Source organism: Mycobacterium sp. SM3041, assembly GCF_039668335.1.
Lineage (GTDB): Bacteria > Actinomycetota > Actinomycetes > Mycobacteriales > Mycobacteriaceae > Mycobacterium.
This window is the reverse complement of record NZ_JAYXBQ010000002.1, coordinates 184559-211040: the sequence shown is the minus strand read 5'-3', so window position 1 is coordinate 211040 and position 26482 is coordinate 184559. Positions and strand designations below refer to the sequence as shown.

Genomic DNA, 26482 nt, shown 5'->3' with positions numbered 1-26482 from the left:
CCGCCATGGCGTCCTATTCCAGAATCGTCGTCGGCACCGACGGGTCCGACGAGGCGACCGACGCGGTCACCGTCGCCGGGGTGGTGGCGGCCGGCCTCGGTGCGCCGGTCACCGTCGTCACCGCGTGGAAGCCCAGCGTTTCGGTCCCTGGCGGCCGGGAGGAGCCGTGGGCCGATCTGACGGCCGAGGGCGCCGACGTCGATCTCACCGCGCTGGGCGTCACGACGATCGACAAGATTCCGGTGAAAGGCAGTGCGTTCGACGCGCTCGTCGACGCCGCGGCGCAGGCCGAGCGGCCGCTGATCGTGGTCGGGGCCGCGGGGCTCGGCCACACGTCCAGCCGGCTGTGGGGGAGTACCTCGAACGAACTGTCGCACCACAGCCCCGTCGACGTGCTGTTCGTGCGTGAGCCGCTCGCGGCGGTAGGGACGATCGCCCTGGCCACCGACGGCTCCGACACCTCGGTGCGCGCGGTGCGTGCCGGATACGACCTGGCGGCCGCACTCGGCGCCCGGCCGATCCTGGTCACGGTTGCCGCTGACATCGCTGCGGCCGAGGAGACGCTGAACGACGTCGAAAGCCTGCTGGGAATCACCGGCTCACTGGAGCGGCTCGCGCTGGCCGGCGACCCCGCCGACGTGCTCGCGGCCGCTGAATATGACGTCATCGTGATCGGAAACCGCGGCATGGCGGGTTTCGCCCGGGTCCTCGGGTCGACGGCCAACACCATCACTCATCGGGCGACGTCCAACCTGCTCCTGGTCAACACTTCGCCGGCCGCTGAGTAGGGCGCTGTTTCTGCCGACAGCGAGTTCGTCGAATCCGGCACTGCCCCACCCTTGAGCGCTAGCACTCGCGTGTATAGAGTGCTAGGTGGCACGCGGCCAACCGCGCTCCGGCACCCGCGACGACGGTGTGCGGTCAGGACGCTTGCCGAACAACCTGGCATCCGGGGATTGGCCCTGGATCGACATACCAACCAAGTGGAGGGCTTCCATCGTGGCAGTCAACATCAAGCCACTCGAGGACAAGATCCTCGTTCAGGCCAACGAGGCCGAGACCACGACCGCTTCCGGTCTGGTCATCCCTGACACCGCCAAGGAAAAGCCGCAGGAAGGCACCGTCGTCGCAGTTGGCCCCGGCCGCTGGGATGAGGACGGCGAGAAGCGGATCCCCCTGGACGTTGCCGAGGGCGACACCGTCATCTACAGCAAGTACGGCGGCACCGAGATCAAGTACAACGGCGAGGAGTACCTGATCCTGTCGGCCCGCGACGTGCTGGCTGTCGTCTCCAAGTAAGCATTCGTGTCCCGCCCCGGTCGTCCCCGCATGTCTGTGCGGGTGATGTCCGGGGCGGTATGCGTCTCAGCGAAAGGCTCTTATGAGCAAGCAGATTGAATTCAACGAAGCTGCGCGCCGGGCCATGGAAGCCGGTGTCGACAAGCTCGCTGACGCGGTCCGCGTCACCATCGGCCCGCGTGGCCGCAACGTCGTGCTGGCCAAGGCCTTCGGTGGCCCGCAGGTCACCAACGACGGCGTCACCATCGCCCGCGACATCGACCTGGAAGACCCGTTCGAGAACCTCGGCGCCCAGCTGGTCAAGTCCGTCGCGACCAAGACCAACGACGTTGCCGGCGACGGCACCACCACCGCCACCGTGCTGGCCCAGGCCATCGTGAAGGCCGGCCTGCGCAACGTCGCGGCCGGTGCCAACCCGATCGCGCTCGGCGCGGGCATCTCGAAGGCCGCCGACGCGGTGTCCGAGGCCCTGCTGGCCGCGGCCAAGCCGGTGTCCGACAAGACCGCCATCGCCCAGGTCGCGACCGTGTCGTCGCGCGACGAACTGATCGGTGAGCTGGTCGGTGAGGCCATGACCCGCGTCGGCGCCGACGGCGTCGTCACCGTCGAGGAGTCCTCCACCCTCAACACCGAACTCGAGGTGACCGAGGGCGTCGGCTTCGACAAGGGCTTCCTGTCGGCGTACTTCGTCACCGACTTCGACTCACAGGAAGCCGTCCTCGAGGACGCGCTGGTGCTGCTGCACCGCGACAAGATCAGCTCGCTGCCCGACCTGCTGCCGCTGCTGGAGAAGGTTGCCCAGGCCGGCAAGCCGCTGCTGATCGTCGCCGAGGACATCGAGGGCGAGGCCCTGTCGACCCTGGTCGTCAACGCCATCCGCAAGACCCTCAAGGCCGTCGCGGTCAAGGCGCCGTTCTTCGGTGACCGTCGCAAGGCGTTCCTGGAGGACCTCGCCGTCGTCACCGGTGGCCAGGTCGTCAACCCCGATGTGGGCCTGACGCTCCGTGAGGCAGGCCTCGACGTGCTGGGCACCGCCCGTCGCGTCGTCGTCACCAAGGACAGCACCGTGATCGTCGACGGCGGCGGCACCGCCGAGGCCATCGACGGTCGCAAGGCGCAGCTGCGCAGCGAGATCGAGGCCTCGGACTCGGATTGGGACCGCGAGAAGCTCGAAGAGCGCCTCGCCAAGCTGGCCGGCGGCGTGGCCGTCATCAAGGTCGGCGCGGCCACCGAGACCGACCTGAAGAAGCGCAAGGAAGCCGTCGAGGACGCCGTCGCCGCCGCCAAGGCCGCGGTGGAAGAGGGCATCGTCACCGGTGGTGGCGCCGCTCTGGTCCAGGCTCGTGCCGCGCTGGAGGGCCTGCGTGGCTCGCTGACCGGCGACGAGCTGATCGGCCTCGAGGTCTTCTCCTCGGCGCTGTCGGCCCCGCTGTACTGGATCGCCACCAACGCCGGCCTCGATGGCCCCGTCGTGGTGAACAAGGTGGCCGAGCTGCCCGCCGGGCACGGCTTCAACGCCGCCACCCTGACCTACGGTGACCTGCTGGCCGACGGCGTCGTCGACCCGGCCAAGGTGACCCGGTCCGCGGTGCTCAACGCCGCCTCGGTGGCCCGGATGATCCTGACGACCGAGACGGCCGTCGTGGACAAGCCGGCCGAGGAAGCCGACCACGGGCACGGCCACCACGGTCACGCCCACTAGGTAGTTGCAACGAAACGCCCCCGGTCCTGTTGGGCCGGGGGCGTTTTCGTTGAACGGATGATCCTTACCGGGCGACGGTTCTTCTGGCCGCCACAGTAGGGACGGGCTCTGTCCTCACGTGTTGCCCCTCGACAGTCAGCACATCGCATCCCTGTTGCCGAATTCGGTCGGCGGTCGGTGCCGTTTTCAGGTCGACCAGGTGGCCAACTTCTATACCAGTGAGTGTCCTCGTGATCGTGCCTCCGTAGCCGTGGGTCTCGGACACGATTCCGAGCCGGTGAGTGTGGCCCATTACCACCGACTTGCCGTGCCAGCGTGCCGAACGCAGCGCCGTATTGCCGGGTACCTGACCGCCCTCGTTCTCGGTATCGGTGCCCGTGCTAATCCAGCCCGGAGCGATGTCATGGAAGGCAGGCAGCTTGGTCACGCGGTGGCGTACTTCGAAATGTCCGCCGTGGACCCCGATGGGTCCATCGAATGCTTCCCGGAGGTGGTCTAGCAGGGTGGCTGATCCCTCGATGCACACGATCTCGTCGGGCCGCTCTTCGTCGATCGAAGCTGCTAGCCACGCTAGTGCTCGCACATCTGTCTTCTGTTCCGCCATGCCGGTTATCAAGATTCGCTTGGTATCCGACGCAGCCTAGACATTTGACAAGTAACTAGATCAACTGCCCTGCAACAGTTTTGAGCAACTCGGTTGTCACCTAGCTCTGGCCGCCTGATCGATGCGTCAATTTGGCTCGCCGAAGCAGCTTGCTCGCTGTGGGGTTGCTGCTAGCGTCCGGATTGTGAGTGCTTCTCCTCGTTCCCCTGGCTGGTATACAGACCCGTCTAATCCCGCCGGGATGCGTTATTGGAACGGGACCGAGTGGAGCGCGCCGCCTGTTCCTGCAGCACCGCCCGCGCCGCCTCCGGCCAGTGCGGCCAACGGCAAGAGTGCTGCTGTCGCTGCGGGCGTTTGTGTGCTCGCCGCTGTCGGGCTTGTCATGTCGATGCAGTCGGTTAGCTTGATGTCCGGCTCGGGCCTCGTGTGGATGGGTGTCGCGTTGGTCGCCGGCAGTGTGGCCGTCGCGTTCATCATGGGTGCCCCGAAATGGGCACGTGTCGGCGCAGCTCTGGTTCTGGTGCTAGCGCTGGGCAACGGTTTCTACATCGAGGACCAGATGAACAAAAAGCGCGACGAGATCACGCACATGTTCGACCGCTAAGTGGCGCGCTCGTAGTGAGGGAATACGCCGGCCGCATCGTACTTCTCTAGGAGCACATCCATATTCTTGCGTGCCCCTTGCTGATATGCCGCTAGTTCCGGTGAACCATCGTTCATGCGTGCCACGCAGTAGTCGAGTAGGTCGACGGCAGTGCCCATCGCGCTTACGGCGTTCTCGGCTCGGAACATCACAAAAGCGCGGTCTAGGCCGACGTTCAGATCGCTCCGGTACACGGCTTCGTAGAACTCCGACGGCGGGTGTACTGCCTTGTCTCGATACTCAAAGACCGCCTGAATGTTCGTTCGGATCCGGGTCTTTATCGTCGAGTCGTTGATCTTCAAGTGCCGCGTGATTGTCTCGCTGACTTGGATATAGCGAGCGGTCCGTTTCTTGGACCATGCCGCTTGATCGGGGTGTTCGGGTGACCGTGACTTGATGCTCGCATAGAAAGCATCGATGGCGAACGCGGCGGCGGAGATTGCGCGCAGGGATGCTATGAGCTCTCGCACAACCACCTCGTCAAGCGCATCTTCGGCTAAGTCTCCGGCCTCAAACTGTTTGTAGAGCTCGGGAATCTCGCCGGATGCGGCGAGTGCCGTTGCTGCTGCGTCGATTGCATCGGCTAGCCAGAACCGCCACATGTCGGTCCGAAGCGCGAGGGTTATTTGAGGTCCTTCTGGTGTTATCGAGAATCCAGAGAGGGACATGTCGGAGCCGATTGTCCTTACTCCGCGAGAACGTCGGGAGGGCGCCTCCGGTGGGTCTTCTTGGTGTGTCTGGTCCGACAAGCGGGTACCTCCGACGTACTTGTGATGAATGCGCAGTGAGCGTCCCCGGGCGTTTCACCGCATGGACTGAGTATGGCCGCAATCAAGCCTGAGACCGCCCAAGTTCGGTGCGAATCAAGTCTGCCGGGGCTGATTCGGAAGGCAGGTGCGGACACCCGGGTGACGGGCTACAACGGTCAACCGGCTTCACTGCCGGAGGCTGCCGACTTGCAGCGCGCTCAGGCGATATACCTGTCCTACCAGAAGCCGATTCGGGTGGCCGATTCCGATGAGAGGCTCACTCGCGGCGACATCGGTCGCATTGGTGCTGCTGCCCGACACGGACGCGGCTAATGCGGGCCGGGACACCCTGGGGGTATGAGCTCTGGTCGGCCGGAGCAGCCTGGCCGCTCTATCGCAGATCGGCTTCGGGAGCGGTTAGCCAGACCGGGAGCCGCCCTGTGCTCGGCCGTTTACACGCCTGTTCCCCTGGTCAATGAACGAAAACGGTGCGTGACCGACGCGCTGCCTGGTAGGCAGATAGGCCACGGCCTAAGCTTGGATGCTGACGCTGTTTTGTCACACCTAGGGGGGAGTATGAGGTCATGACCGTCCTCCAGTTGGTGTTCGCAGATGACAGCTCGTCGCCGCGCATCGAGCCGAGGCCGAATCCGGAGGGTAAGGCGCTAGACGAACTGGAGCGCGAGGGTGTACGCGCCGTCGACGTCGGGTCCGATCAACTAATCGAGTTTGCGTCCAGCCTCTCGCACGCTGGTTTCCGCGTACTCGGAGTGTCGTTGGTCGATCGGTACTTCTCGGAAGTGGATGACGAAATTGCAGCGGAGCTTGAACCGGCGTTTCGCGCGTTGATATCGACAAATCTCGATGCCGCTAGAGAGTTCAAGCACGATTTTCTCGCCGATCTGTTCGTCAGTGACGTGAAACTGAGAAACACCAGGACGGGAAACGTTGTTACTCTTGGTCAAGAGGGCGTTGTTCACGCAGATGCGGATGAGATCGAGTTTCTCGCGGCCGGCCTGAATCAGGCGATCTAGCCATAGCATGAACTCGTTCATACGGGACAAGAGTGTCGAGGCTGGGAAGATATTTGCAGCCCTAGCGGTGTTCGGTGTCATCGGAAAATGGGGGCTGATTCCTAAGGACTACTGGGGTGGCGAGTTAGTAAAGATCCTCGTTGACGCAGCGACTAGTTGCACCGCCGTGATGTTGTTCTCGGAATTGGTTCTAGGTGCGCCCACCGTTCGGCTCGAATGGCGCTTGTCGAGCAACGATCGTGAGCTCTCCGGTGAGGTGCCGATTCGTGCGAGCAAGCAGATCTTGAATCTTCAGCTCAAAGTTGTTGGAAACACCCTTCTGCAGCGCTATCTTCTCAGTCAATCACGACGTGGGAGATTCAAGATCGAGGTTACGTTGCATCCGGCAGGGCTAGTGACGATGAACAACCAGGGTAGTAGTCAAGGTTTCAGGTGCGGCTCCGACAGACTCATCTTTGACGGCGTGCGCCTTGAAAGTGACGTCACCACCTGCTATGCCAACTTCAGCTTGCGGCGGCAAGCAGCTCTGCAAGTCACTCATGAACTTGATGTGAAGGTTCAGGCGCATTGGGAGCCAAAGCTCTGGAAGCTTCCGTTTAAGATTGCTCGGGTCAGTTCAGGAATCGAGCGTTTCGTTTTGGAGGGAAGGCAGTGGGAATCCTAACTAAGGGGCCGCTGAATGTGAGCGCTCTGGCGTTGCAAACAGGCCTTTCGCTCGTTGAGCTGTCGAAAAATGCGCTCCCGTACGTACCGAATGACGAAGAGCAGTCGGCGGGATGGGGAAGTTTGTGGGACGAGCCGTCCCACGCGCAACGGGAAGTTGTGGGTAATAGGTTCACTTCGTCGGTGCCAAAGGCTACGAAGGACCACCGCGATCGCGATATCCTCCGGATGCGGTATTACTTCGAGCTTCCCAACTCCGCTCTCCGACGTGCTATGGGGACCGGAGACCGGACTAAATACTACGAACGTCACGGCGTGGACATGCTCTTCATGGGTGACGGTGCCGACGGGACGTCGATGACGGTTCTAGCTTCGACCACCAACGCGGCGGAACTGAAGACCGTCGTGAAACCGGCGCTCGACAAGCTTATTTCCGCAGCCGGCGGCGGTACCGGCATGGCGACCGACTACGCTAATACTGACGAGTTGGACCCTGACATCTTCCTCTGGCTTCTCTACAAAGACGCGCACGAGCGCGAGCTGTCGCCTGAGATGAAGCTTTCAGAAATCGGTCGAATGTCATCTAGGAACGGGCCGATATGGCGGTCCAGTTTTTCAAAGGGCGCGAGCATTTACCGGGCCGACATCCTTGCCTTGATCGCGAAGGGAAACTCCGTTTTCGGCCCGGCCAAGTTTAGCGTCTCGTATTCCGGCAAGCCTGAAGGATTCTTCGAGATAGTTCTGAACGAAAACCTATCCTTTAGCGTCATCCGCACCAGCGAATATGACGATGAGGTGCTGTCTGCGCTTCCCGAACCAGAGGTCGGCCCGCGAATGGTTGAAGACGTCTGGGAGATTTTGATACCCGCGATCCGATTGGCACATTCGAGCGACAAAGATTGGCATTTGGAGAAACGGACGGTGTTCATAAATGAGTGCAGAGAAGCCGTCCACAAGTTATGAGTTAGGCAAAATGAAGCCGGGGTTCTCGGCCGTTGTAGGTTGTTGGCCTACTCCGATTGCCCGAATAACCTCAAGGTTCCGATCGAACTCGATTCGTTGAATTCCATTGTCTTTCATCGTGGTCAGCGACGCGTTTAGGTTGGCTAGACCGCCGACGGCTTTGAGTTCGTCGGCCATCTGGAATACTTCGCCTAGCTCTATCTCGCGGTCTTTGCAGTTCCAACTGAGCTGGACTCCCGTCGACCGCAGCCCCGTATTGCGTGCGGTCACGTCCTGCCTATCCCACCAAGCCAAGAACTGCTCTCCGGTGCCGCTCCACACCCAGCCAGAAGGCTTGACTGCCTCAGCTGACAGGGCCTCCTGACGGGCTGCGAGGCCGGCAATGCGGGCATCGAGTGCCGCTCGCTGCGGGGTGCCCGGCCTGTGTGCCGGAGAGTCGATGAGGCCAGTCCCGTCGACTAGCTCGGCCGTGATGTCGGTCAGTTCGGCGGACAAGTTCGGGCAGGTCATTCTGGGCCCCGCGCTGATCGCGCGCATCTCCAACTCTTGCTTCGGCATCGCAGCTGCAATCCGGCACCGGGGTCCGATGGGCCGGGGTGCTTCGTTTTACCCGATGACGAGTTGTCGCTGCCCGAGCGCCGCGAAGCCGTCATGCGCGAAACCCGCCCAGACCGAACGCATCTCACGCCCGAGGCCTTCGTCGACGGTGCGCGGCTCGGGGCCGAGCATCGGTGCGTCACGCCACGCGCCAACTGCACCCAGGAGTAGCGGCAGCTCGATGCAGTGGCAGGCGCCCAGCGGAGCTCGCGGTGGTGCCCAGTCGATGCGGAAGGTCGCTGCTCGTCCACCCGCTCGCTCCCAGCCACGGGCGAGATCGCTTGCCGGCCTGCCGAACTCGGTGCGCGTCATGTTGCATCCGATCAGCGTCGTGAGTACGGCGCCGAGCGGCCCGAACCGCTGGACGCGGGCGCCGCGCGGGTCCATCGACACAAAGGGCCGGCCGTCGTCACGGGTGTAGCCGACCAGGATCTCGACACGCCTAGCCGCGTCGGCGATCTGCGACTCGAATTGTTCGGCGGAGACCAGCGGTGCGTGACCGAGAATCGGTGCGTAGGCCATCATGGCGACCCGCCCGAACGGCTGAGCGGCTGTCAACGCGGCAACCTGTGCAGCGAGCAGCTGCTCAATGTCGGCTTCCATGGCCGGCACGCCCGCCAACGACACCAGCGCGGCCTTGCGCATCGCGGCGGCCATCGCCGAGCGCTCGCGCGGCAGGCCGAGCGGTGCGCTCTGCAGGATGGCCCGGGTGAAGAGTCCCGCTGTCTCCGGGCACAGCATCAGCGACATCACAGAATCTCCGCCAGCGGATTGGCCGAACACCGTCACGCGCTGGGGATCGCCGCCGAACGCCGAGATGTTGTCGCGAACCCATTGCAGAGCGCAGATCTGGTCACGCAGGCCGAGGTTCTGCGTCGCCGGGTCATGGATGTTCAGGTAGCCGAAGATGCCGAGGCGGTAGGTGACCGTCACCACTACGACTTGTCCCTCGGCCGCCAGCGTCTGAGCGTCGTACTTCGGGGATTCGCCACCACCCGATACGTAGGCCCCGCCGTGAAACCACACCATCACCGGCAGACTTTCGGCATCCGCCGGAGCGGTGACGGTGAGCACTTGGCACTGCTCACTCTTGGTTAGGTCGTCGACGAAGGCGCCCGTGACGGACTGCAGACGGGATGGCAGTTGAGGGCACGCAGGGCCACGCTCGGTGGCATCGATCACTTCTCGTCCGAACGTGACGGGTTCCGGGGCGGCGAACCGGTCGGCGCGGGCATAGGGAATGCCGCGGGCGACCACCACGCCGTCGTTTTCGATCGCCTGCAGGGTGGTGCCGCCGATGTCGATGCGCGTGGCCGCCATCGGCTCACAATATGAAGGACCCCCGATCCGCGCGGATCGGGGGTCCTTGGTCGGGCGGTCAGAAGGCCTGGTCGACGAAACCGTTGCTGGTGTTGGTGTTGGTGTTGTCGTGGTTGTCGACGCTGTAGTGGGGACCGATCGGGGTTCCGGTGGTGGCCTGCGCGGGGACGGCCAGACCCAGGACGGCGGCGGTCATGCTGGATGCGATCAGAGTGGCAAAGCCGAACTTCTTCATTTTGAACCCCTTTTTCGGTTGTTGTGGTGCTCTGATGGTTGAAACCGGTTGTGCGGCAGTACCATTCCGATCGGCAGGATTTGATGCACGGTTGGCAGAATTAAGTCTTTTGTGACGGACGCGGTAGCCGTACAGGGAATATCTGCGATTTGCCTGCACCGTCCTCACCGCCGGCGCGATGCTTGGGTCAGAGGAGGGCATCATGACCGAGACGACGCCATCGCTGTACCGCCGGCTGGGTGGCTATGACGTGATCGCGGCCATCATCGACGACATGTTCGCCTTGTTGCGAGCGGACCCGGCCTTCGCTCGTTTCGGGTCGGGCCGCAGCACCGATTCGCACATGCGGGCGCGGCAGCTGCTCGTCGATCAGATGGGTGAGCTGACCGGCGGGCCGTGTTACTACATCGGGCGTGACATGTTGACCTCCCATGCGGGACTGGCGATCTCCGCCGCGGAATGGGAAGCCAACATGAAGCACGCTGACGCCGCACTGCTCAAGAACGGTGTGCCGGACGCCGAAAGAGCGGAGTTCCTGGCGCTTTTCGAGCGCTACCGCGACGACATCGTCGAATAGCGGTCCCGGTCGACCCGGGTCTCCGCTAGTTTCGCCCTGTGGATGCGCAAGCGGTGCGGTGCTGGGTGCAGGAGCGGCATGCCCAGCTTCATATGCGCAAGTGGATGCTGGAGTTCGACGACGCCGACCCCGAACGCGAGTTCCGGGCACACGACGACGCGAACGGCCTGCGGGCGGCGACCTTCGCACAGGTGGTCGGCGTCCTGTTCACCGTCGTGTACGCGGGTGTGGATTTCCTTGTCCTGCACGGTTTCGTCCCCGGCGCGCTGATCGTCCGCGTGGTCACCATCGCCATCTTCCTGCTCGGCATCGTGGCGATCCGCCGGGTTCGAACGCTCCAGGACCGTCTGCAGGTCGCCGCTGTCGTGCAGCTGACGATCGTCCAGGTGCTGCTCGTCCCGGTGCTTGCCGGCATCGGCGATTTCCCGACCCAGTACCTGATGACCTCGGCCACCGTCACGCTGCTGGGCGCCGTCGGTCTACTGCGGCTGCGGATGCACGCCGCCCTGGCCAACACGGTGGTGTTCGTCGTGGTGTGCCTGGAACTGCCGAACGCCCGGGGGAACCTGAACGAGCTCGGCACGATGGCACCGCAGATCGCGGGACTGGCCGCGATCAGCGTGCTGATCGCCTATGCGCTGGAGCGGCTGCGGCGCATCGACTTCCTGCGGCAGCGTGAAGTCGAACGAGAGCGGGCCCGAACCGAGGAGATTCTCTACAACGTGCTGCCAGCACCGATCGCGGACCGGCTGCGCGACGGCGCGCTGACCATCGCCGACTCGGCGCCCAGCGTCAGCGTGTTGTTCTCGGACATCGTGGGCTTCACCCCTCTGTCCGAGACGCTGACACCGGAGGAGCTGGTGCAGTTGCTGGACACGATGTTCCGTGCCTTCGACGAGCTCTGCGACCGGCGTGGCATCGAGAAGATCAAGACGGTCGGTGACGCCTACATGGCGGTGGCCGGCCTGCCCAATCCCGACGCGGACCACGCTGCCTCGATGGCCGAACTGGCCCTCGACATGCAGCGCACCGTCACCGGCCTGTCATCGAGTTGGCCGAGTCCGATCTCGATGCGGATCGGCATCTCGTCGGGTCCGGTGGTCGCGGGCGTGATCGGGCAGCGCAAGTTCATCTACGACCTGTGGGGCGACACCGTGAACACCGCGAGCCGCATGGAATCCAGTGGCCGCCCGCACCGTATCCAGGTGTCCGCGTCCACGCACGCGCTGCTGGCGCACCGCTACGCATTCAGCGACCCGCAGGTGGTCGAGGTCAAGGGCAAGGGACGCATGACGACGTACTTCTTGGAGGGCGCTCGGTGATGAGTGAACCGCTGCTGCGGCGCGACCGCGATGACCGCGGCGTCGTGACGCTGACGCTGAACCGGCCGCAGGCCTTCAACGCCCTGTCCGAGGCGATGCTCACGGAACTGGGGGAGGCGTTCGCCGCGATCACGGACGATGCGACGGTGCGGGCCGTCGTCCTCGGGGCATCCAGCCGGGCTTTCTGCGCCGGCCACGACCTCAAGGAAATGCGCGCCGAGCCGTCACTCGAGTACTACCAGGAACTGTTCGCCCAGTGCACCGCGGTGATGATGGCGATCCAGCGGTTGCCGGTCCCGGTGATCGCGCGGGTTCAGGGCCTGGCTACGGCGGCCGGCTGTCAGCTCGTCGCGATGTGCGATCTCGCGGTGGCGAGCCATGATGCCCGCTTCGCCGTCAGTGGCATCAACGTCGGATTGTTCTGTGCCACACCGGGAGTCGCGTTGTCGCGCAACGTCCCGCGCAAAGCCGCCTTCGAGATGCTGGTGACCGGGGAGTTCATCGCGGCCGACGAAGCCAAAGCCCTCGGACTGGTCAACCGGGTGGCGGCGCCGGAAGCGCTCGACGACGAAGTGGAAGCGATCGTCGCGAGCATCGTCGCCAAGCCTGCCGTCGCCGTCGCGATGGGCAAGTCGTTGTTCTACCGCCAGCTCGAAGTCGGCATCGAGGCCGCCTACGCGGACGCCGGCGCGACGATGGCCTGCAACATGATGGACCCGAGCGCACTCGAGGGCGTGCTGGCGTTCATCGAGAAACGCCCAACCAAGTAGTTGACGGCTCGGCCGCCCGCGGCGCACTGTGATGTGAGTCATATTTCTATCCGGACACATCGGGGCAGAGAGGCGGCCGCTCGTGACCACGAAGGACAAGTACACGGAAGTGCCCACGCCGTACTCCTGGGACGTCGCCAGCGGTGGCGACGCACGCTTCACCTGGGAATATGACGACGGCCGCGGGCGCCTGCTGAACCTGTACCAGAAGGGCAAGGACAAGCAGTGGGACGCCCAGTCGCGTATCGACTGGTCGCTGGATGTCGATCCGATGAACCCGATCGGCCTGCCCGACGAGTTCCATCCGCTGTTCGGCAGCCCGATGTGGGAAGCGGCCGACGAGAGGCGCCGCGCCGAGATGAAGCGCCACTCGCAAGCCTGGCAGTTCTCGCAGTTCCTGCACGGCGAGCAGGGGGCGATGGTGTGCGCGGCGAAGATCGTCGAGGTCGTCCCCGATCTCGATGCGAAGTTCTACGCGGCCACGCAGACCATGGACGAGGCCAGGCACGTCGAGACGTTCTCGCGGTTCCTGCAGGAGAAGGTCGGCCTCGTCTACCCGATGAACAAGAATCTGAACCTCCTGCTGGAGGACACTCTGCGGGATTCGCGCTGGGACATGCCCTACCTCGGTATGCAGGTGCTCATCGAGGGCCTCGCGCTCGCCGCGTTCGGGGTACAGCGCGACCTGGCGGCGCCGGGGTCGCTGGCCAAACAGGTGCTGGCCTACGTCATGCAGGACGAGGCCCGGCATGTGGCGTTCGGCCGAATCTCGTTGAAGGACTACTACTCCGGGATCACAGAAGCGGAGCGGAGCGAACGCGAAGAGTTCGTCGTCGACGCCTGTTACTTGATGCGGGACCGGTTCCGCGGCGAAGAGGTTTTCGAGACCCTCGGGCTCGACGTCAAGGCGTGTGCCGAGTGGGTCGATACCTCCGCGCCCATGATGAAGCAGTTCCGCGCGCATCTGTTCAGCCGAATCGTGCCCATTGTCAAGGACATTGGGCTGTGGGGTCCCAAGGTGCAGCAGGCCTTCGCCGACATGGGCGTGCTGGACATGGCAGGCTTCGACATCGAGTCGATGATGAAGGCCGACGAGGATCAGGCCGAGGCGCTCGACAAGGCACACGCCGAAATGGCTGTCCGGGCAGCTGAAGTGGATCAGGTCATTCAGGCGGCGAGCTAGAAACTGTCGAAGGCCACCGGTAGGGTGCTGGGTCCGGTCACGCCCAGCATCGACGGCCACGGGGACGGACCGGTGCGACGGAGGTTCGGCATCCGCTGGGCCATGACCGTCAATGCCTCCGTCAACTCCAACCGGGCAAGGTGAGAGCCCAGGCAGTAATGTGCACCGTTGCCGAAAGCGAGTGTCGCCGTCGAGTTTTCGCGGGTGATGTCGAAACGTTCCGGTTCGGGGAACGCCGCTGGATCACGGTTGGCGGCTGCGGTGTTGACGAATACCAGGGTGCCCGCCGAAATGGGTACTCCGGCGAGTTCGACGTCCTCGGCCGCAAGTCGGGACAGACTGAATCCGATTGGGCGGTAACGCATTACCTCGTCGACCGCCTGTGCGGCGAACTCGGGGTGTGTGCGAAGGAGCGCCCACTGGTCGGGATGGTCGCAGAAAGCGTCGATCGCCGCGCCGAGTTGGTTGCGTGTGGTGTCCGTACCCGCCCCAAGCAGGGCGACAGCGAGCGCCAGCAACTCGTCGTGATCCAGTGCTGCTCCGTCGTCTTCGGCGCGGATGAGGTCGGAGATCACATCATCGGTCAGCTCATGACGGCGATGGGCGACCATGAGCTCCAGATAAGCGTCGAGCTGTTGCCACGCCTGCAGGACGCACGGCCCGTCGGTCGCCAGATTGAATTCGAAAATCTTGCCGATGTCGGCAATCCAGTCGGAGAACAGCCCCCAGTCCTGTCGGGGCGCCCCCAACAGCGCACAGATGATCGGTACCGGGAATGGCCGCGCGATGTCTGACACGACGTCGCAGTGGCCGGCAGTCACGTGCGGGTCGACGACGTCGGTGATGATGTCGCGGACGAGGCCTTGCAACCGCGCGATGGCGCGGGGTGTGAACGCCTTGGCGACCAGCCGGCGTTGCCGGTAATGACGTTCGCCGTCGATGGAGAGGATCAACGAGGAGATCCGTTGCCACAGTGGACCTTCGGTGATGCCCTGGGATTCTGCGGCGGCACGGTGTGCCACGGTGAAGCGTGGGTCGCGTAGTACGGCGCGAGCCAGGTCGTAGCTGAGTATCTCGGGCCCCAACGGGCCGATCGCCACCGGTCCGTGTCGACGTGCGGCGGCGATGGCGCGATGTGCGTCGTCCGGGTTGTGGCACTGCAGGTAGTTCAGCGTGGGCAGGCAGGTATCGATGGTCATGGCATCGAGCATCAGCCGCGGACCGGCGCCAACCATCGGGGTATCCGCGCATCTTCTCCGGCCTGGGGGTCGTATACGACCCCCAGGCGCTGCGTTCTACGCCGTTCTGTCGATGTTCCGGTCCTTCCGAGGTCGCAGGCTGATTAGCATGATCGACACAGACGCGGCGCTGTTGAACTGCGGAGACCTGGCTATGGGCGAGCTGATACCGACCGGCACGGTCACGCTGCTGCTTGCCGACGTCGAGGGTTCGACCAGGCTGTGGGAGACGCGGCCAGACGACATGACGGCCGCCTTCGCAAACTTGGACCGCACGCTCGCGCGGCTGGTAGAACCCCACCACGGTGTCCGGCCGCTTGAGCAGGGGGAGGGCGATAGCTTCGTCATCGCTTTCGGTCGGGCCAGTGACGCCGTTGCGTGCGCGCTGGATCTGCAACGGGCGGCGCTCGACCCGATCCGGCTGCGCATCGGTATCCATACCGGCGAGGTGCAGTTGCGCGACGAGTCCAATTACATCGGGCCGACCATCAACCGCACCGCGCGGCTGCGGGACCTGGCCCACGGTGGACAGTCCATCTTGTCCAGTACCACAGCGGATCTGGTCACCGACCACCTGCCGGGTGCGGTGTGGCTGACCGATCTGGGCCGACACTCGGTACGCGACCTGCCTCGTCCCGAACATGTGATGCAGCTCTGTCATCCGGACCTCATCAACGATTTCCCGCCCCTTCGCACGGCCAAACCCGCTCGGGCGCACAACCTTCCGGCGCAGTTGACGTCGTTCATCGGTCGCAGTGCGCAGCTGGCCCAACTGCAGGAGAGCCTCACGGAACATCGGCTGGTGACGCTCACCGGGGCAGGTGGTGCGGGGAAAACCCGTATGGCAGTAGAGATTTCGTCTCAGCTTACCGAGAAGTTCCCGGACGGGGTCTGGTACGTCGACCTCGCTCCCATCACCGACCCGGCGGTGGTCGCGGTCGCCGCCGCGCACTCCATGGGGCTACCTGACCAGCCCGGGCGCTCGATCGTCGACATCATGGTCCGATTCGTTGCGGACCGAGGTGTGTTGCTGCTGCTCGACAATTGCGAGCACCTGCTGGACAGCTGTGGCGAGTTGGCCATGACACTGCTTGCGCGCTGTCCGCAGCTGACGATTCTGGCGACCAGCCGCGAGCCCATCGGTCTCGCCGGCGAAGTGATTTGGCGGGTGCCGTCCCTTGGATTGGCGGATGAGGCCGTCGAGCTCTTTCTCGACCGTGCCCAGCAAGCCCGTCCAGGATTACGGTTGACCGGCGACGATGCCGAACGGGTGCACGACATCTGCCGCCGGCTCGACGGTATGCCGCTGGCGATCGAGCTTGCCGCGGCTCGGGTGCGGGCACTGTCTCTGGGCCAGATCGTCGAGGGTCTGCAAGACCGCTTCCGAGTGCTGACCGGCGGTGCTCGCACCGCGGTGCGCCGGCAGCAGACCCTGCGCGCATCGGTGGAGTGGTCGTTCGGACTGCTCACCGAGCCCGAACGGATGTTGTTCCGCCGGCTCGGAGTATTCATGGGCGGGTTCGACCTGGAGGCCGCGCAGGCGGTATGCGCGACCAGCTCGGTTGAGCAGTACCAGGTGCTGGACCAGCTCGGCCTGTTGGTGGACAAGTCGCTGGTTGTCGCCGACGACGGTGCCGGGGTCATGCGGTACCGAATGCTGGAGACCATGAGGCAGTACGCGTTGGAAAAACTCGGGGAGTCCGGTGAGTCCGTGACGGTTCGAGAGCGACACCGTGACTACTACGCCGGAAGGCGACAAGCACTGCACCACATCTGGTGTCCGACTGGGCCAATGGCGAATTCGACAACCTCAGGGCGGCCCTGGCATGGAGCCTCGAATGCGCCGATATCGAGACCGCCTTACGGCTGGCGTCTGCGCTACAACCGTTTTGGGTGGCACAGGCGCGATTCCAGGAAGGACTGGCGTGGTTCGACGCAGCGCTGACCGACGAGCCGGGCGACGTGGCTCCTCACACCTGGGCACGTGCGGTGGCTGACCACGCGGTGCTGGCGTTGTGGGGAGTGGCCCCGGTCGGTCTGGAGCGGATCGATGCGGCTTTGTCGGTCGCGCGGCAGCTCGGAGATCCGTCACTTACTGCCGCCGTGCTGAATGCGTGCGGCAATCTCACCGTGGTGGCGACGGAGACCTGCCGAACGTACCTGGAGGAGGCAGCCCGTCTGGCCCAAGAATGCGGCGATCGACGGATCCTCTGCGAGGTCCGGCTCACTCAGGCGCTTGCGGGCCCATTCGGCGGCGATCCAGGCAGCCGCGCTGCGGCGGAAGAAGGCCTCGGCCTCGCCGGTGAGCTGGGAGACCTGTTCATGTCATGGAACATCCGGTGCTGGCTCGGCATCACCCTGTTCACGCTAGGTGAGCTCGACGAGGCTGAGCGAATGTATCGCCCGCTGACGACGGGATCAGCCCCGGACGAGCGCTTCAGGGTTTGTCTCGCCAATATCGGCTTGGCTCACGTTCACGCTTTTCGAGGCAGCCTCGCCGAGGCGCGGGAGTGCAACGACGTCGCGCTCAAAACCTCGGCAGCCATGGGTGGTTGGGCCGAGGATGCCATCTACACGGTCATCGCCTTCACTGCACTGGCAGGTGGCGACGGTGCCGCCGCGAGAGCAGCGTGTGAGACGTGTTGGCAGCGCACCGTGCCACAGCGCGAGCTCTTCATTCGCAGCCTCAATCCGATGGCTGATGCGTTGCTGGCATGTGGTGAACTCGCCGCCGCCCGACGCTGGGCTGACGATACTGTCGCTGTGGTGTCGGGCTGGCACAAAATGGTTGCCCTGCATGCGCGTTCGCGCGTCGCCATCGCCCAGGGGGAGTTGGCACAGGCCGAGCGCGACGCCCACGAAGCCCTGGCGATCGCCGCGCAGACACGGGGATTCATCCGGCTGCCGGACATCGTCGAGCGGCTGGCTCAGCTGGCGGTCTGCGCCGGCGAACATCAATTTGCGGCCCGCCTGCTCGGTGCGGCAGACGCGCTGCGTCAGCGCAATGGCATTGTGCGCTATCAGATCTACGACCACGAGGTTTCCGATGCGCAGGCGGCGGCGCGGGACATGCTCGGCGACGCCGACTTTCAGTCGGCGTGGCACGAGGGGGCGACGTTATCAGCCGATGAGGCCATTGCGTTCGCCCAGCGTGGTCGCGGCACCCGCAGGCGGCCAGCGAGTGGGTGGGAATCACTCACTCCGACCGAGCGTGATGTCGTGCGTCACGTCAGTGACGGCTTGTCCAACAAAGATATTGCGGCTCGGCTGTTTATGTCGCCCCGGACGGTGCAGACTCACCTCACGCACGTGTACGCGAAGTTGGGGCTCGAGTCGCGGGTTCAGTTGGCGAAGGAAGCCGCGCGGCACACCTGAGCTGGGTCAGGCCTTTAACGAAGTCGACACGTGCACCGACGAGGTCAGCGTCCGGTGCACGGGACAGCGTTCGGCGATGGCCAGCAGCTTCTCCCGTTGATCGTCGTCGAGGTCGCCGATCAACTGGATGTCACGATCGATGTGGTCGACCATGCCCTGTTGCGTCTCGCACTCGGCGCAGTCTTTTGCGTGAATCCGCGAGTGCCGCAACGACACCCGCACCTGCTCGAGGGGCAGTCCCTTCTTGGCGGCGTACATCCGGATGGTCATGGAGGTACACGCACCCAGGGCGGACAGCAGGAGGTCATAGGGGGACGGTCCCGCGTCGTCGCCGAACGGGCGTGGCTCGTCGGCGATCAACCGGTGCCCGCCGGCGATGATCTCCTGCGTGTAGGTCCCCGCGCCGCTCTCGACGACGGTGACGGTGCCTTCGGGCGATGGTGTTGTCATGCCGACAAGGCTAACGGGGGGCCTCGGACAACGGGGCCAGGATCAACCGGCAGGCCAGTTGGATTTCGTCTTCGGTCTCGTCGGCGGAGATTCGCCCGTTCATGCTGGACTGCAGGATGCCGTGCCAGGTGTGCTGGACCAGTCGCATCAACGAAATGTCTTGTGGCCCTGGATCGTCCACGCCGCAGATGGTCAGCAGCATGCTGCGGACCTGGCGGTCGATGTGCCCCACCTCGGCCACGGCCGTCGCATCGGCGGTGTTCAGCGAATTGAGCATGGCGGCGGTCAGGTGGGGTTGGCGCAGCATCGGGCGGGTGGCGCGCGACAGCACGTCGAACACGCGGTCGGCCGCGGTGCCGGCCGGGGCCTTGCGGCGGTCGATGCCCTCCTGCATCCGGTCCACCCGGTCGGCCATGAGGCCGACGAACAAGTGGGTCTTGGACGGGAAGTAGCGGTACAGCGTGCCGAGCGCGACGCCGGCGGCGCGGGCGACTTCGTTCATCTGGACCTGGTCGGCGGGCTTCTGTGCGGCCAGGGCCGCGGTGGCCTTGAGGATCGCGTCGCGCCGCTGTTGCTGCACGGCGGAGCTGGGCTCGGCGGCCGGGCGGGGTTCGGCGATTCTTGCCAAGGTGTGGCTCCTTTTTGGGTCTGGAGCGAATTCTAGTTGTTCGGTAGAGTCCCGAAACTGAAATTGATTCTAGTTATCTTGGAGGTCCGCACATGCCACGCTTCACCCGCGACGAGCTGATGGCCGCGCTCGATCACTACACCAAGGTCGTCGAAGTCTGCTCGAGCACGGGGGACTGGGCGCCGTTCGCCGATCTGTTCACCGAGGACGTCCACTACATCGAGCACGCCTACGGCGAGATGCACGGTCGCGAGGCGGTGCGCGAATGGATCATCGGCGTCATGAAGCCGTTCCCGCACATGCGATTCCCGCACACCTGGGTCGCGATCGATGAGGAGAACGGCGCGATCGTCACCGAGATCATCAACGCCCTCGACCACCCGACCGAGCCGGGCAAGGTGTTCGGTTTCCCCAACATCACCCGCCTCGTCTACGCGGGGGACAACCTGTTCTCCTCGGAGGAGGACGTCTACAACCCGGTCCGGGATGCACCGCGCGTCGTCGGCGAGTGGCTGCAGGCCGGCGGTGTCATGCAGGCCCAGCCGATGGCCGCCAAGCATGGCTGACGGCGTGAAGCTCATCTACGCCCTGTGGGGCTCGGGTCTGGACACCGCCCTGCATTCGACGCAATTGCACGTGCTGTTGCAGGCCGCGGGTGTGAACCGATTGCAGATCAACGTCGACGATGCCGACGTCGAGGCCGCGATGCTGCGCATCACCACCTTCGACAACCCGGTCCCAGCGGTGGCCAGTGTGTGGACCGACGCCGGCGTCGATCCGGACCCCATCTCCGATCTGCTGGCCGCGATCTCTCAGCGCAGCGCCGGCTGGGAGGTCGAGGAGACGGTGCGGCTGGAGCCGCCCGTCGTGGAAAACGGGGTCCGGACAACGGCATTGGCGCAGCTCGGCTTCCTGCGCATCCCGGCTGACCTCGACCCGGCCGACTGGCTACAGATCTGGCAGGGGCAGCACACCAGCGTCGCGATCGACACCCAGGACACGTTCGGCTACGTGCAGAACCGCGTCCTGCGGACGGTGCACGGCAGCGAGCGGGTCGACGCCGTCGTCGAGGAGCTGTTCCACATGGCGGCCATGACGGATGTGCACGCGTTCTACGGCAGCGGGGGAGACGACGCTGAACTGCAGCGGCGGATGACGCTCATGGTCGAGAGCGTGATGCGCTTCGGCGCCCACACCAACCTCGACTCGGTGCCGACGAGCAGGTATTGCTACGCGCTCTAACCGCCGTGGATGAGGTCGCGGATGTCGCCGTCGACGGATTCGTCTGCGACGAAGAGCAATTCGTCGCCGTCCTCGAAGCGGTCCCCGGATTTGGGCACGATGATCCTGCTGCCGCGCTGCACCGTCACCAACAGTGTGTTCGGCGGCAGGGTCATGTCCCCGATGGTGCGTCCGATCAGTGGGCTGTCCGGCGGCAGCGTGAATTTCGTCAGGTTCGCGTGGCCCTGACGTAGACCCATCAGCCGCACCAGGTGGCCGACGTCGATGGCGCCCTCGACGCCGGCCGCCATCGCGTGCGGCGTGGACACCGCGACGTCGACACCCCAGTCGTCGGTGAACAACCACTCGTTGGCGACGTTGTTCACGCGCGCGACGACCCGCGGCACACTGAATTCGGTTTTCGCCAACAGCGCCATGGCGAGGTTCGCCTTGTCGTCACCGGTCGCGGCGATCACGACGTCGCACATCTCGATGCCGCATTCCTCGAGCGCGGCCACCTCGCAGGCGTCGGCCCACAGCCAGTCGGCCTCGGGGACTGTGCGCGGCTCGTACTTGCGAATGTCGCGCTCGATCAGGAGGACCTTGTGCCCGTTTGCGACGAGTTCCTGTGCGACCGACCGGCCGACCGCGCCGGCGCCGGCGATCGCCACGCGCATGCCCCGGGTGCTCACGCAGCCATTGTCGCCTACCGCGTCCCGCAGCGAGTTCCCAGATACATTTGCTTCGGCCGCACACCGGAATGGGGGATTGATGACGCTCGAGCAGCTGAACCGGGTGCTGCTCGTCGGGGCGCTGGTGCTGTTGGCGAGCATCGTCGCCACGCGACTCGCGACCCGCGTCGGCCTGCCCAGTCTGCTGCTGTTCCTCGGCCTCGGTGTGCTGGTCGGCGAAGACGGCATCGGGCTGCGGTTCGACGACGTCGCCCTCGTCCGGGACCTGGGGACCGCGGCGCTGGCGATCATCCTCATCGAGGGTGGGCTGACCACCAAGTTCAGCGACGTCCGCAAGAGTTTGGCGCCGGCGGCGGTCATGGCCACCCTCGGCGTGGCCGTCAGCACAGCCGTCACCGCGGCAGGCGCGCATCTGCTGTTGGGCATGGACTGGCAGCTGGCGCTGCTGCTGGGCGCCATCGTCTCGTCGACAGACGCCGCCGCGGTGTTCTCCGTGCTGCGGGTGCTGCCGTTGCCCCGAAGGCTGGCGGGTCTGCTGGAAGCCGAGTCGGGTCTGAACGACGCCCCCGCCGTCATCCTGGTCCTGATGTTCAGCGTGGTGCCGCTGGCCTTCCATCCGGGTCACGGGATGGTCGACCTGGTCTACGAGCTGGCGGTCGGCGCGGCGATCGGCCTGCTGTGCGGCTACCTCGGTGCCGTCACGCTGCGCCGGATCGCGCTGCCGGCGTCAGGGCTGTATCCGCTCGCCACGTTCGGGCTGGGCACGGTGGCCTTCGCGGCCTGTGGGGTCACGCACGCCAGCGGGTTCCTCGCGGCCTACCTGACCGGTCTGGTGCTCGCGAATTCCGGGCTGCCGCACCGCGCGGCCACCCGGTCGTTCGCCGAGGGTCTGGGGTGGCTGGCCCAGATCGGGCTGTTCGTCCTGCTCGGCCTGTTGGTCACGCCCAGCCAGCTCGGTGACGACCTGGTGCCGGCCGTCGTCATCGGCCTGGTGCTGCTGCTGTTGGCCCGGCCGTTGTCGGTGGTGTTGTCGCTGATCGGCTTCCGGGTGCCCTGGCGGGAGCAGGCCTTCCTGTCGTGGGCCGGATTGCGCGGCGCCGTGCCGATCGTGCTGGCCACCTACCCGATCGTCACCGGAGTGCCGGACAGCCAGCGGCTACTGAACATCGTGTTCGTGCTGGTGGTGGTGTTCACGCTCGTGCAGGGGCCGAGTCTGAAGCCGATCGCGCACCGGCTCGGACTGATCCGTCGCGATGTCACCCGGGAGATTCAGGTGGAAGCGGCGCCGCTGGACGTGCTCGACGCGGAGCTGTTGACGCTCACGGTGCTGCCGCAGTCGCGGCTGCACAACGTGACGGTGCTGGAACTGCGGCTGCCCGACCCGAGCGTGATCACTCTGATCATCCGCAAGGGCAATACCTTTGTGCCGCAGCCGGACACGCGCTTGGAAGCTGGTGACGAGCTGCTGATCGTCAGTACCAGCACCACCCGTGAGGCCACCGAGCGCAGACTGCGCGCGGTGAGCCGCCGCGGGAAACTTGCCTATTGGTTCGATGAATACGGTGAGCCGGACTGACGGCTGCGACTACTGCGCCGAAAACCGCATGCCAGCGAACGTTCGGGGAACGCCTGCTGGGATGCGGTTTTCGGTGGAGATGGACTACGACGCGCGGCGAATGCCCCGCTTCAGCAACAGTTCGCGCTCGCCTTCGCTGAGCCCGCCCCAGATGCCATACGGTTCGCCGACGGCCAGGGCGTGCGACCGGCATTGAGTGATCACCGGGCAGGCCCGGCACATTTCCTTGGCGCGCATTTCGCGCTGGGCCCGAGCCCGGCCGCGCTCGCCATCGGGATGAAAGAACACCGCTGAGTCGACGCCACGGCAAACGCCGTGCATCTGCCAATCCCACATATCGGCGTTGGGTCCGGGAAGCTGCTGAGGCTGTGGCATTGGGAACGACTCCTCCCCGCGCATCCATTTTGGAAATCTGTGGATACGCGTTGATCTGCAAATGACCCGAGAACTTGTCGCCGATGACAACTCGTGCACACAAAGTAGAAGGATTCGGCAAATTCCGTCAATAGCCACGCTCTGTGCGAAACCCCATAAGCGCAGGTCAAGAATTTACATCACGTTCATCTGCGCGATGCCTTGGAAACGAAACGAGTGGTGGCGATATTGTCGCAAGGTACCTGTTTCGGCAGTTCGCGACAGTTCGCCACGTTTGTCGATATGTGGCGGAATTGGAAGTCGTTGACATGTTGTTAACACGGCCAGCATTAATTATTAACCAAAGCTCTCGAACTCGCACGGCGAGAGAAGGCGGTCACGCGAAGGAGCGGCATTGATACCGTGCTGACTCGATGACCGCAACCGGTACCAGGACGGGCACTGTCGACCCGCCAGCCGTCCGTCTGTACGACGCCGCTTTTGGCAACGACCTGCCGTGTTGGCCGCTGCCCGCGGCGCACTCGGCCGGCGAACTGTGGCTGCGCGCCGTGGCCGCAGGCGGTCAGGGGCGATATGCCGTCGCCACCGCCGATCTCGACACCGTGGCGCGGCGTGGTCGCGGTCCGTTGCTGTCGCTGGCGCACAGCACCCGCGCGTCGTTTCTCCGGCAGCTCGGTTGGCATCGCCTCGCCCGGGTTGCCGACGGGCGGGCGTGGGCCTTGGTCGCCCATCGGCGCGACGCCGCAGAGGCGCGGGCCGACGCCCTCGTCGGGCTGGCCGCCGACGCCCTCGGGATCGGCCGCTTCGCGGTGGCGCAGCGGCTGCTCGAGCGGGCCGCGGTCGACACCGACAACAGTGGGGTACCGCGTCAGCGGGTTCGGCTGGCCTGGGTCAGCGCGGAGTTGGCCATGGTCAGCGGTCGTGGCGAGGATTCCGTCGCTCATGCCGAACGTGCGCGGGAGCTCGTCGCTGACCTCGGTTCGCCGCGCCACTCCGTGAAAACCGACGTCGTGTATTCGGCGGCGCTGTGCAGCGCCGGCCGGTTCGGCGAGTCCCGGCGCCTCGCCGACGCCGCGCTGGAACGCACGCAGCAGTTCGGGTTGGTGCCGCTGACCTGGGCATTGGGTTGTTTGTTGAGCGATATCGGGAGCGCCGGGCACAGCCCGGAAGCGATGGCAGAGCTCCGTGACACGGCGGCCGCCACGGTGCGCACACGCGGCGGCCGATGGGCGGGATGAATCTGGTAGCTCACACCAGTCATTACTGTTGTCCTGACATACCAACCACGGCACTGCCTCGTCCGTAACGCTGGAGATTGCGCCCACGATGACATTTTCGGGAGATGGTCTCGATGCTGTCGTTGCTGATGCAGTTGCCGGCAATCGCGACGCGCTCCGCAAGGTGCTGGAAACCATCCGCCCGATCGTCGTTCGGTACTGCCGTGCGCGCTTCGGGGTCGGCGAGCGACAGGGTGTTTCCGCAGACGATGTGGCTCAGGAGGTGTGTTTAGCTGTGATCACGGCGCTGCCGCGGTACAAGGACCAGGGACGGCCGTTCCTGGCTTTCGTGTACGGCATTGCCGCTCACAAGGTTGCTGACGCGCATCGTGCCGCCGGCCGCAACCGCGCTGAAGCCACCGACGATCTGCCGGACCGCCCCTCGACCGAGCTGGGCCCGGAACAGTTGGCCATCGACGCCGACTCGGCGGCCCGGATGAACCGCTTGCTGTCCGTGTTGCCCGAGAAGCAGCGCGAAATCCTGATCCTGCGCGTCGTCGTCGGCATGAGTGCCGAGGAGACCGCGGAGGCCGTCGGCAGCACCGCCGGCGCGGTCCGCGTCGCGCAGCACCGCGCGTTGGCGCGGTTGAAGACCGAGATCGGTTCGACGGAGCGCGGCCATGCCTGACTCCGGACAATGGTCGCCGGGCGGCGGCGACCCCTCGCTCAACGAGATTCGACGCGTCGACCGCTTCTTCGACGCGCTCGCCGCAGACCAACACGCCTACTCGACGGATTCCACGGAAGCCGAGCTGGCGTTCCTGCTCGCCGACTGGCGCGACAGCATCCGCGAACCCGCGGTGACGACGCCCGTCACGGCCCGCGACGCGGTCGCCGCCCTGCAGAACGGGTTGCACCGCAAGGAATCTCGGACATCACTGACCATCGTCGGCTCGGTCGCGGCCGCGCTGCTGTGCCTCGGTGGCTTCGGCACCGCGATCTACGCCGCCGGGCCCGACTCGTCGCTGTACGGCTTGCACACGGCGATGTTCGGCAGCGACAAGGCCAGCCGCGACGACCAGGTGATGCTGGCCGCGCAGACCGAGATGCAGCAAGTGCAGCAGCTGATCGACAACGGCCAGTGGCAGCAGGCGCAGGAGAAGCTCCAGGCGCTGAGCCCGACCGTGCAGAGCGTCGACGCCCCGGAGCACAAGCAGCAGCTGATCCAGCAGTGGAATGCCTTGACCTACAAGGTGGTTGAGCAGGACCCCGCCGCGACGCTGCCGCCGCCGGGCGAGCCGATGCCGGTCCTGCCGTCGTCGCCGCTGACCCTGTTGCCGGTGCCGGTCGTGGAGACGACGTCGTCGTCGACCTCGTCGTCCAGCACGTCGACGACCACATCGTCGTCCACGTCGGCCACCTCGACCGACGCGTCCGCGACGTCGACCAGTGCGTCGACCTCGCCCTCGGAGCCGACGAGCACGTCGGCCTCTTCGAGCGCGACGTCGCCGACCGAGACGACCAGTTCTCCGTCGCCGAGCAGCTCGACCGTCACCTCGTCTCCGGTTTCGACGGCCACCTCGGTGCCGTCGAGCGCGACGGCGACGGGGACGTCGCCTGCCACGGTGCCCTCGAGCGAGCCCGTCGTCACCAATCAGCCCACGGCGACGGCCACGCAGTCGGCCACGGTCGCACCGTCGACGGTGGCATCGCCGACGCAGAACCCGGCGCCCGCGCAGACGGTCACCACCGTCGCCCCGACTGTCACAGTGCCCTCGGTGACCACACCTGCACCGACAGTCCCGGCAGTACAGCCCACCGTGGCGCCCTCAACCAGGGAAGTGCAGCCGGAGCCGACGCGCGAGCGGTCAGTCGTGACGACGACGCAGGCACCGTCAGGGTCGGGATCGGGATCCGGATCGGGCCACGGGCAGCACTGACGTCATGCGGCGGATGTTGACCCTGTAATGGGGGCGCTGGTTACTCGGCCTTTTGTGCCCTGAGTGCAGGGTCAACGCAATTCGGCTGGGTTCGGCTGTTGAGCCTGTA

27 protein-coding genes and 2 pseudogenes are annotated in these 26482 nt (G+C 65.2%); 19 read left to right on the top strand and 10 right to left on the bottom strand.

Annotation, left to right across the window (positions count from 1 at the left end):
• The 3 genes from VXD91_RS02825 to groL all read left to right on the top strand — a co-directional run.
• The coding region (locus VXD91_RS02825; protein WP_346414600.1) for a universal stress protein at positions 1 to 788 on the top strand (788 nt) is incomplete at its 5' end.
• Between the two features lie 208 nt (positions 789 to 996).
• A complete protein-coding gene (gene groES / locus VXD91_RS02820; protein WP_029367666.1) occupies positions 997 to 1299 on the top strand; it encodes a co-chaperone GroES in 303 nt (100 codons plus the stop codon).
• Positions 1300 to 1381: 82 nt separating this feature from the next.
• On the top strand, positions 1382 to 3001 hold the full coding sequence (gene groL / locus VXD91_RS02815) for a chaperonin GroEL (RefSeq protein ID WP_212806839.1): 1620 nt from the start codon (positions 1382 to 1384) through the stop codon (positions 2999 to 3001).
• Between the two features lie 64 nt (positions 3002 to 3065).
• Here the strand turns inward: groL and VXD91_RS02810 are convergent, their stop codons facing one another.
• Complete coding sequence (locus VXD91_RS02810) at positions 3066 to 3605, bottom strand: hypothetical protein (RefSeq protein ID WP_346414599.1); 540 nt, start codon at positions 3603 to 3605, stop codon at positions 3066 to 3068.
• 121 nt (positions 3606 to 3726) lie between these two features.
• Here VXD91_RS02810 and VXD91_RS02805 point away from each other — a divergent pair.
• Positions 3727 to 3897, top strand: a pseudogene (locus VXD91_RS02805) (DUF2510 domain-containing protein); the annotation flags it as partial.
• A 114-nt stretch (positions 3898 to 4011) separates the two neighbouring features.
• Positions 4012 to 4209, top strand: a complete 198-nt coding sequence (locus tag VXD91_RS02800; RefSeq protein ID WP_346414608.1) for a hypothetical protein — start codon at positions 4012 to 4014, stop codon at positions 4207 to 4209.
• Here the strand turns inward: VXD91_RS02800 and VXD91_RS02795 are convergent.
• Positions 4206 to 4916: a hypothetical protein gene (locus tag VXD91_RS02795; RefSeq protein ID WP_346414598.1), complete on the bottom strand. Its 711-nt coding sequence runs from the start codon at positions 4914 to 4916 to the stop codon at positions 4206 to 4208. The two genes, VXD91_RS02800 and VXD91_RS02795, sit on opposite strands and share 4 nt — an antisense overlap.
• Positions 4917 to 5581: 665 nt before the next feature.
• Here VXD91_RS02795 and VXD91_RS02790 point away from each other — a divergent pair.
• The 3 genes from VXD91_RS02790 to VXD91_RS02780 all read left to right on the top strand — a co-directional run bounded on the left by VXD91_RS02790 (position 5582) and on the right by VXD91_RS02780 (position 7657).
• Complete coding sequence (locus VXD91_RS02790; RefSeq protein ID WP_346414597.1) at positions 5582 to 6031, top strand: hypothetical protein; 450 nt, start codon at positions 5582 to 5584, stop codon at positions 6029 to 6031.
• Between the two features lie 7 nt (positions 6032 to 6038).
• Positions 6039 to 6695, top strand: coding sequence for a hypothetical protein (locus VXD91_RS02785; RefSeq protein ID WP_346414596.1), 657 nt, complete (start codon positions 6039 to 6041; stop codon positions 6693 to 6695).
• A 314-nt stretch (positions 6696 to 7009) separates the two neighbouring features.
• Positions 7010 to 7657, top strand: a complete 648-nt coding sequence (locus VXD91_RS02780) for a hypothetical protein (protein WP_346414595.1) — start codon at positions 7010 to 7012, stop codon at positions 7655 to 7657.
• Here VXD91_RS02780 and VXD91_RS02775 read toward each other — a convergent pair.
• Genes VXD91_RS02775 through VXD91_RS02765 form a run of 3 tightly spaced genes read right to left on the bottom strand, consistent with a single transcriptional unit; the run spans position 7652 to position 9809 of the window.
• A complete protein-coding gene (locus VXD91_RS02775) occupies positions 7652 to 8215 on the bottom strand; it encodes a hypothetical protein (RefSeq protein WP_346414594.1) in 564 nt (187 codons plus the stop codon). The genes VXD91_RS02780 and VXD91_RS02775 overlap by 6 nt on opposite strands.
• Before the next feature lie 48 nt (positions 8216 to 8263).
• Positions 8264 to 9574 (bottom strand): carboxylesterase family protein, encoded by a 1311-nt coding sequence (locus VXD91_RS02770; protein ID WP_346414593.1) that lies wholly within the window; start codon positions 9572 to 9574, stop codon positions 8264 to 8266.
• Between the two features lie 58 nt (positions 9575 to 9632).
• Positions 9633 to 9809, bottom strand: coding sequence for a hypothetical protein (locus VXD91_RS02765; RefSeq protein WP_346414592.1), 177 nt, complete (start codon positions 9807 to 9809; stop codon positions 9633 to 9635).
• 202 nt (positions 9810 to 10011) lie between these two features.
• Between VXD91_RS02765 and VXD91_RS02760 the strand changes: the two genes are divergently transcribed.
• The 4 genes from VXD91_RS02760 to VXD91_RS02745 all read left to right on the top strand — a co-directional run bounded on the left by VXD91_RS02760 (position 10012) and on the right by VXD91_RS02745 (position 13661).
• Entirely contained in the window at positions 10012 to 10386 is a 375-nt protein-coding gene (locus tag VXD91_RS02760; RefSeq protein WP_212806834.1) for a group 1 truncated hemoglobin, read from the top strand.
• 38 nt (positions 10387 to 10424) lie between these two features.
• The gene (locus VXD91_RS02755; protein WP_346414591.1) at positions 10425 to 11708 is read left to right on the top strand and encodes an adenylate/guanylate cyclase domain-containing protein; all 1284 of its coding nucleotides are present in this window, start codon (positions 10425 to 10427) and stop codon (positions 11706 to 11708) included.
• A complete protein-coding gene (locus tag VXD91_RS02750; protein WP_346414590.1) occupies positions 11708 to 12478 on the top strand; it encodes an enoyl-CoA hydratase in 771 nt (256 codons plus the stop codon). The genes VXD91_RS02755 and VXD91_RS02750 overlap by 1 nt, the downstream gene beginning before the upstream one ends.
• Positions 12479 to 12560: 82 nt before the next feature.
• Positions 12561 to 13661, top strand: coding sequence for a ferritin-like domain-containing protein (locus tag VXD91_RS02745; protein ID WP_346414589.1), 1101 nt, complete (start codon positions 12561 to 12563; stop codon positions 13659 to 13661).
• Here the strand turns inward: VXD91_RS02745 and VXD91_RS02740 are convergent.
• Complete coding sequence (locus VXD91_RS02740) at positions 13658 to 14860, bottom strand: cytochrome P450 (RefSeq protein WP_346414588.1); 1203 nt, start codon at positions 14858 to 14860, stop codon at positions 13658 to 13660. The two genes, VXD91_RS02745 and VXD91_RS02740, sit on opposite strands and share 4 nt — an antisense overlap.
• A gap of 193 nt (positions 14861 to 15053) precedes the next feature.
• Between VXD91_RS02740 and VXD91_RS02735 the strand changes: the two are divergent.
• Positions 15054 to 18274: pseudogene (locus VXD91_RS02735) on the top strand (LuxR C-terminal-related transcriptional regulator).
• Positions 18275 to 18280: 6 nt separating this feature from the next.
• Here the strand turns inward: VXD91_RS02735 and VXD91_RS02730 are convergent.
• Positions 18281 to 18724: an OsmC family protein gene (locus VXD91_RS02730; RefSeq protein WP_346414587.1), complete on the bottom strand. Its 444-nt coding sequence runs from the start codon at positions 18722 to 18724 to the stop codon at positions 18281 to 18283.
• A gap of 10 nt (positions 18725 to 18734) precedes the next feature.
• The gene (locus tag VXD91_RS02725) at positions 18735 to 19352 is read right to left on the bottom strand and encodes a TetR family transcriptional regulator (RefSeq protein WP_244872783.1); all 618 of its coding nucleotides are present in this window, start codon (positions 19350 to 19352) and stop codon (positions 18735 to 18737) included.
• A 92-nt stretch (positions 19353 to 19444) separates the two neighbouring features.
• Here VXD91_RS02725 and VXD91_RS02720 point away from each other — a divergent pair, with 92 nt between their 5' ends.
• Positions 19445 to 19918: a nuclear transport factor 2 family protein gene (locus VXD91_RS02720; protein WP_346414586.1), complete on the top strand. Its 474-nt coding sequence runs from the start codon at positions 19445 to 19447 to the stop codon at positions 19916 to 19918.
• Positions 19911 to 20594, top strand: a complete 684-nt coding sequence (locus VXD91_RS02715; protein WP_346414585.1) for a hypothetical protein — start codon at positions 19911 to 19913, stop codon at positions 20592 to 20594. The genes VXD91_RS02720 and VXD91_RS02715 overlap by 8 nt, the downstream gene beginning before the upstream one ends.
• Here VXD91_RS02715 and VXD91_RS02710 read toward each other — a convergent pair.
• A complete protein-coding gene (locus VXD91_RS02710; protein WP_318986521.1) occupies positions 20591 to 21250 on the bottom strand; it encodes a TrkA family potassium uptake protein in 660 nt (219 codons plus the stop codon). The genes VXD91_RS02715 and VXD91_RS02710 overlap by 4 nt on opposite strands.
• 94 nt (positions 21251 to 21344) lie before the next feature.
• Here VXD91_RS02710 and VXD91_RS02705 point away from each other — a divergent pair, with 94 nt between their 5' ends.
• Entirely contained in the window at positions 21345 to 22841 is a 1497-nt protein-coding gene (locus VXD91_RS02705) for a potassium/proton antiporter (protein ID WP_346414584.1), read from the top strand.
• A gap of 84 nt (positions 22842 to 22925) precedes the next feature.
• On the opposite strand, the gene VXD91_RS02700 is transcribed toward VXD91_RS02705, so the two are convergent.
• Positions 22926 to 23216 (bottom strand): WhiB family transcriptional regulator, encoded by a 291-nt coding sequence (locus VXD91_RS02700; protein ID WP_029105464.1) that lies wholly within the window; start codon positions 23214 to 23216, stop codon positions 22926 to 22928.
• Between the two features lie 413 nt (positions 23217 to 23629).
• Here VXD91_RS02700 and VXD91_RS02695 point away from each other — a divergent pair, with 413 nt between their 5' ends.
• The 3 genes from VXD91_RS02695 to VXD91_RS02685 all read left to right on the top strand — a co-directional run bounded on the left by VXD91_RS02695 (position 23630) and on the right by VXD91_RS02685 (position 26373).
• Complete coding sequence (locus VXD91_RS02695) at positions 23630 to 24454, top strand: hypothetical protein (protein WP_346414583.1); 825 nt, start codon at positions 23630 to 23632, stop codon at positions 24452 to 24454.
• Between the two features lie 88 nt (positions 24455 to 24542).
• Entirely contained in the window at positions 24543 to 25121 is a 579-nt protein-coding gene (locus tag VXD91_RS02690; protein WP_138250355.1) for a sigma-70 family RNA polymerase sigma factor, read from the top strand.
• Positions 25114 to 26373 (top strand): anti-sigma-D factor RsdA, encoded by a 1260-nt coding sequence (locus VXD91_RS02685; RefSeq protein WP_346414582.1) that lies wholly within the window; start codon positions 25114 to 25116, stop codon positions 26371 to 26373. The genes VXD91_RS02690 and VXD91_RS02685 overlap by 8 nt, the downstream gene beginning before the upstream one ends.
• Positions 26374 to 26482 lie beyond the last annotated feature (109 nt).

Coding starts and splice junctions, on each gene's coding strand:
- VXD91_RS02810 (WP_346414599.1), bottom strand. CDS start 3,605: ATGGCGGAACAGAAGACAGATGTGCGAGCACTAGCGTGGCTAGCAGCT.
- VXD91_RS02705 (WP_346414584.1), top strand. CDS start 21,345: ATGACGCTCGAGCAGCTGAACCGGGTGCTGCTCGTCGGGGCGCTGGTG.
- VXD91_RS02740 (WP_346414588.1), bottom strand. CDS start 14,860: ATGACCATCGATACCTGCCTGCCCACGCTGAACTACCTGCAGTGCCAC.
- VXD91_RS02700 (WP_029105464.1), bottom strand. CDS start 23,216: ATGCCACAGCCTCAGCAGCTTCCCGGACCCAACGCCGATATGTGGGAT.
- VXD91_RS02785 (WP_346414596.1), top strand. CDS start 6,039: ATGAACTCGTTCATACGGGACAAGAGTGTCGAGGCTGGGAAGATATTT.
- VXD91_RS02690 (WP_138250355.1), top strand. CDS start 24,543: ATGACATTTTCGGGAGATGGTCTCGATGCTGTCGTTGCTGATGCAGTT.
- VXD91_RS02730 (WP_346414587.1), bottom strand. CDS start 18,724: ATGACAACACCATCGCCCGAAGGCACCGTCACCGTCGTCGAGAGCGGC.
- VXD91_RS02770 (WP_346414593.1), bottom strand. CDS start 9,574: ATGGCGGCCACGCGCATCGACATCGGCGGCACCACCCTGCAGGCGATC.
- VXD91_RS02790 (WP_346414597.1), top strand. CDS start 5,582: ATGACCGTCCTCCAGTTGGTGTTCGCAGATGACAGCTCGTCGCCGCGC.
- VXD91_RS02685 (WP_346414582.1), top strand. CDS start 25,114: ATGCCTGACTCCGGACAATGGTCGCCGGGCGGCGGCGACCCCTCGCTC.
- VXD91_RS02750 (WP_346414590.1), top strand. CDS start 11,708: ATGAGTGAACCGCTGCTGCGGCGCGACCGCGATGACCGCGGCGTCGTG.
- VXD91_RS02710 (WP_318986521.1), bottom strand. CDS start 21,250: ATGCGCGTGGCGATCGCCGGCGCCGGCGCGGTCGGCCGGTCGGTCGCA.
- groL (WP_212806839.1), top strand. CDS start 1,382: ATGAGCAAGCAGATTGAATTCAACGAAGCTGCGCGCCGGGCCATGGAA.
- VXD91_RS02695 (WP_346414583.1), top strand. CDS start 23,630: ATGACCGCAACCGGTACCAGGACGGGCACTGTCGACCCGCCAGCCGTC.
- VXD91_RS02775 (WP_346414594.1), bottom strand. CDS start 8,215: ATGCCGAAGCAAGAGTTGGAGATGCGCGCGATCAGCGCGGGGCCCAGA.
- VXD91_RS02760 (WP_212806834.1), top strand. CDS start 10,012: ATGACCGAGACGACGCCATCGCTGTACCGCCGGCTGGGTGGCTATGAC.
- VXD91_RS02715 (WP_346414585.1), top strand. CDS start 19,911: ATGGCTGACGGCGTGAAGCTCATCTACGCCCTGTGGGGCTCGGGTCTG.
- VXD91_RS02795 (WP_346414598.1), bottom strand. CDS start 4,916: ATGTCCCTCTCTGGATTCTCGATAACACCAGAAGGACCTCAAATAACC.
- VXD91_RS02765 (WP_346414592.1), bottom strand. CDS start 9,809: ATGAAGAAGTTCGGCTTTGCCACTCTGATCGCATCCAGCATGACCGCC.
- VXD91_RS02720 (WP_346414586.1), top strand. CDS start 19,445: ATGCCACGCTTCACCCGCGACGAGCTGATGGCCGCGCTCGATCACTAC.
- VXD91_RS02800 (WP_346414608.1), top strand. CDS start 4,012: ATGTCCGGCTCGGGCCTCGTGTGGATGGGTGTCGCGTTGGTCGCCGGC.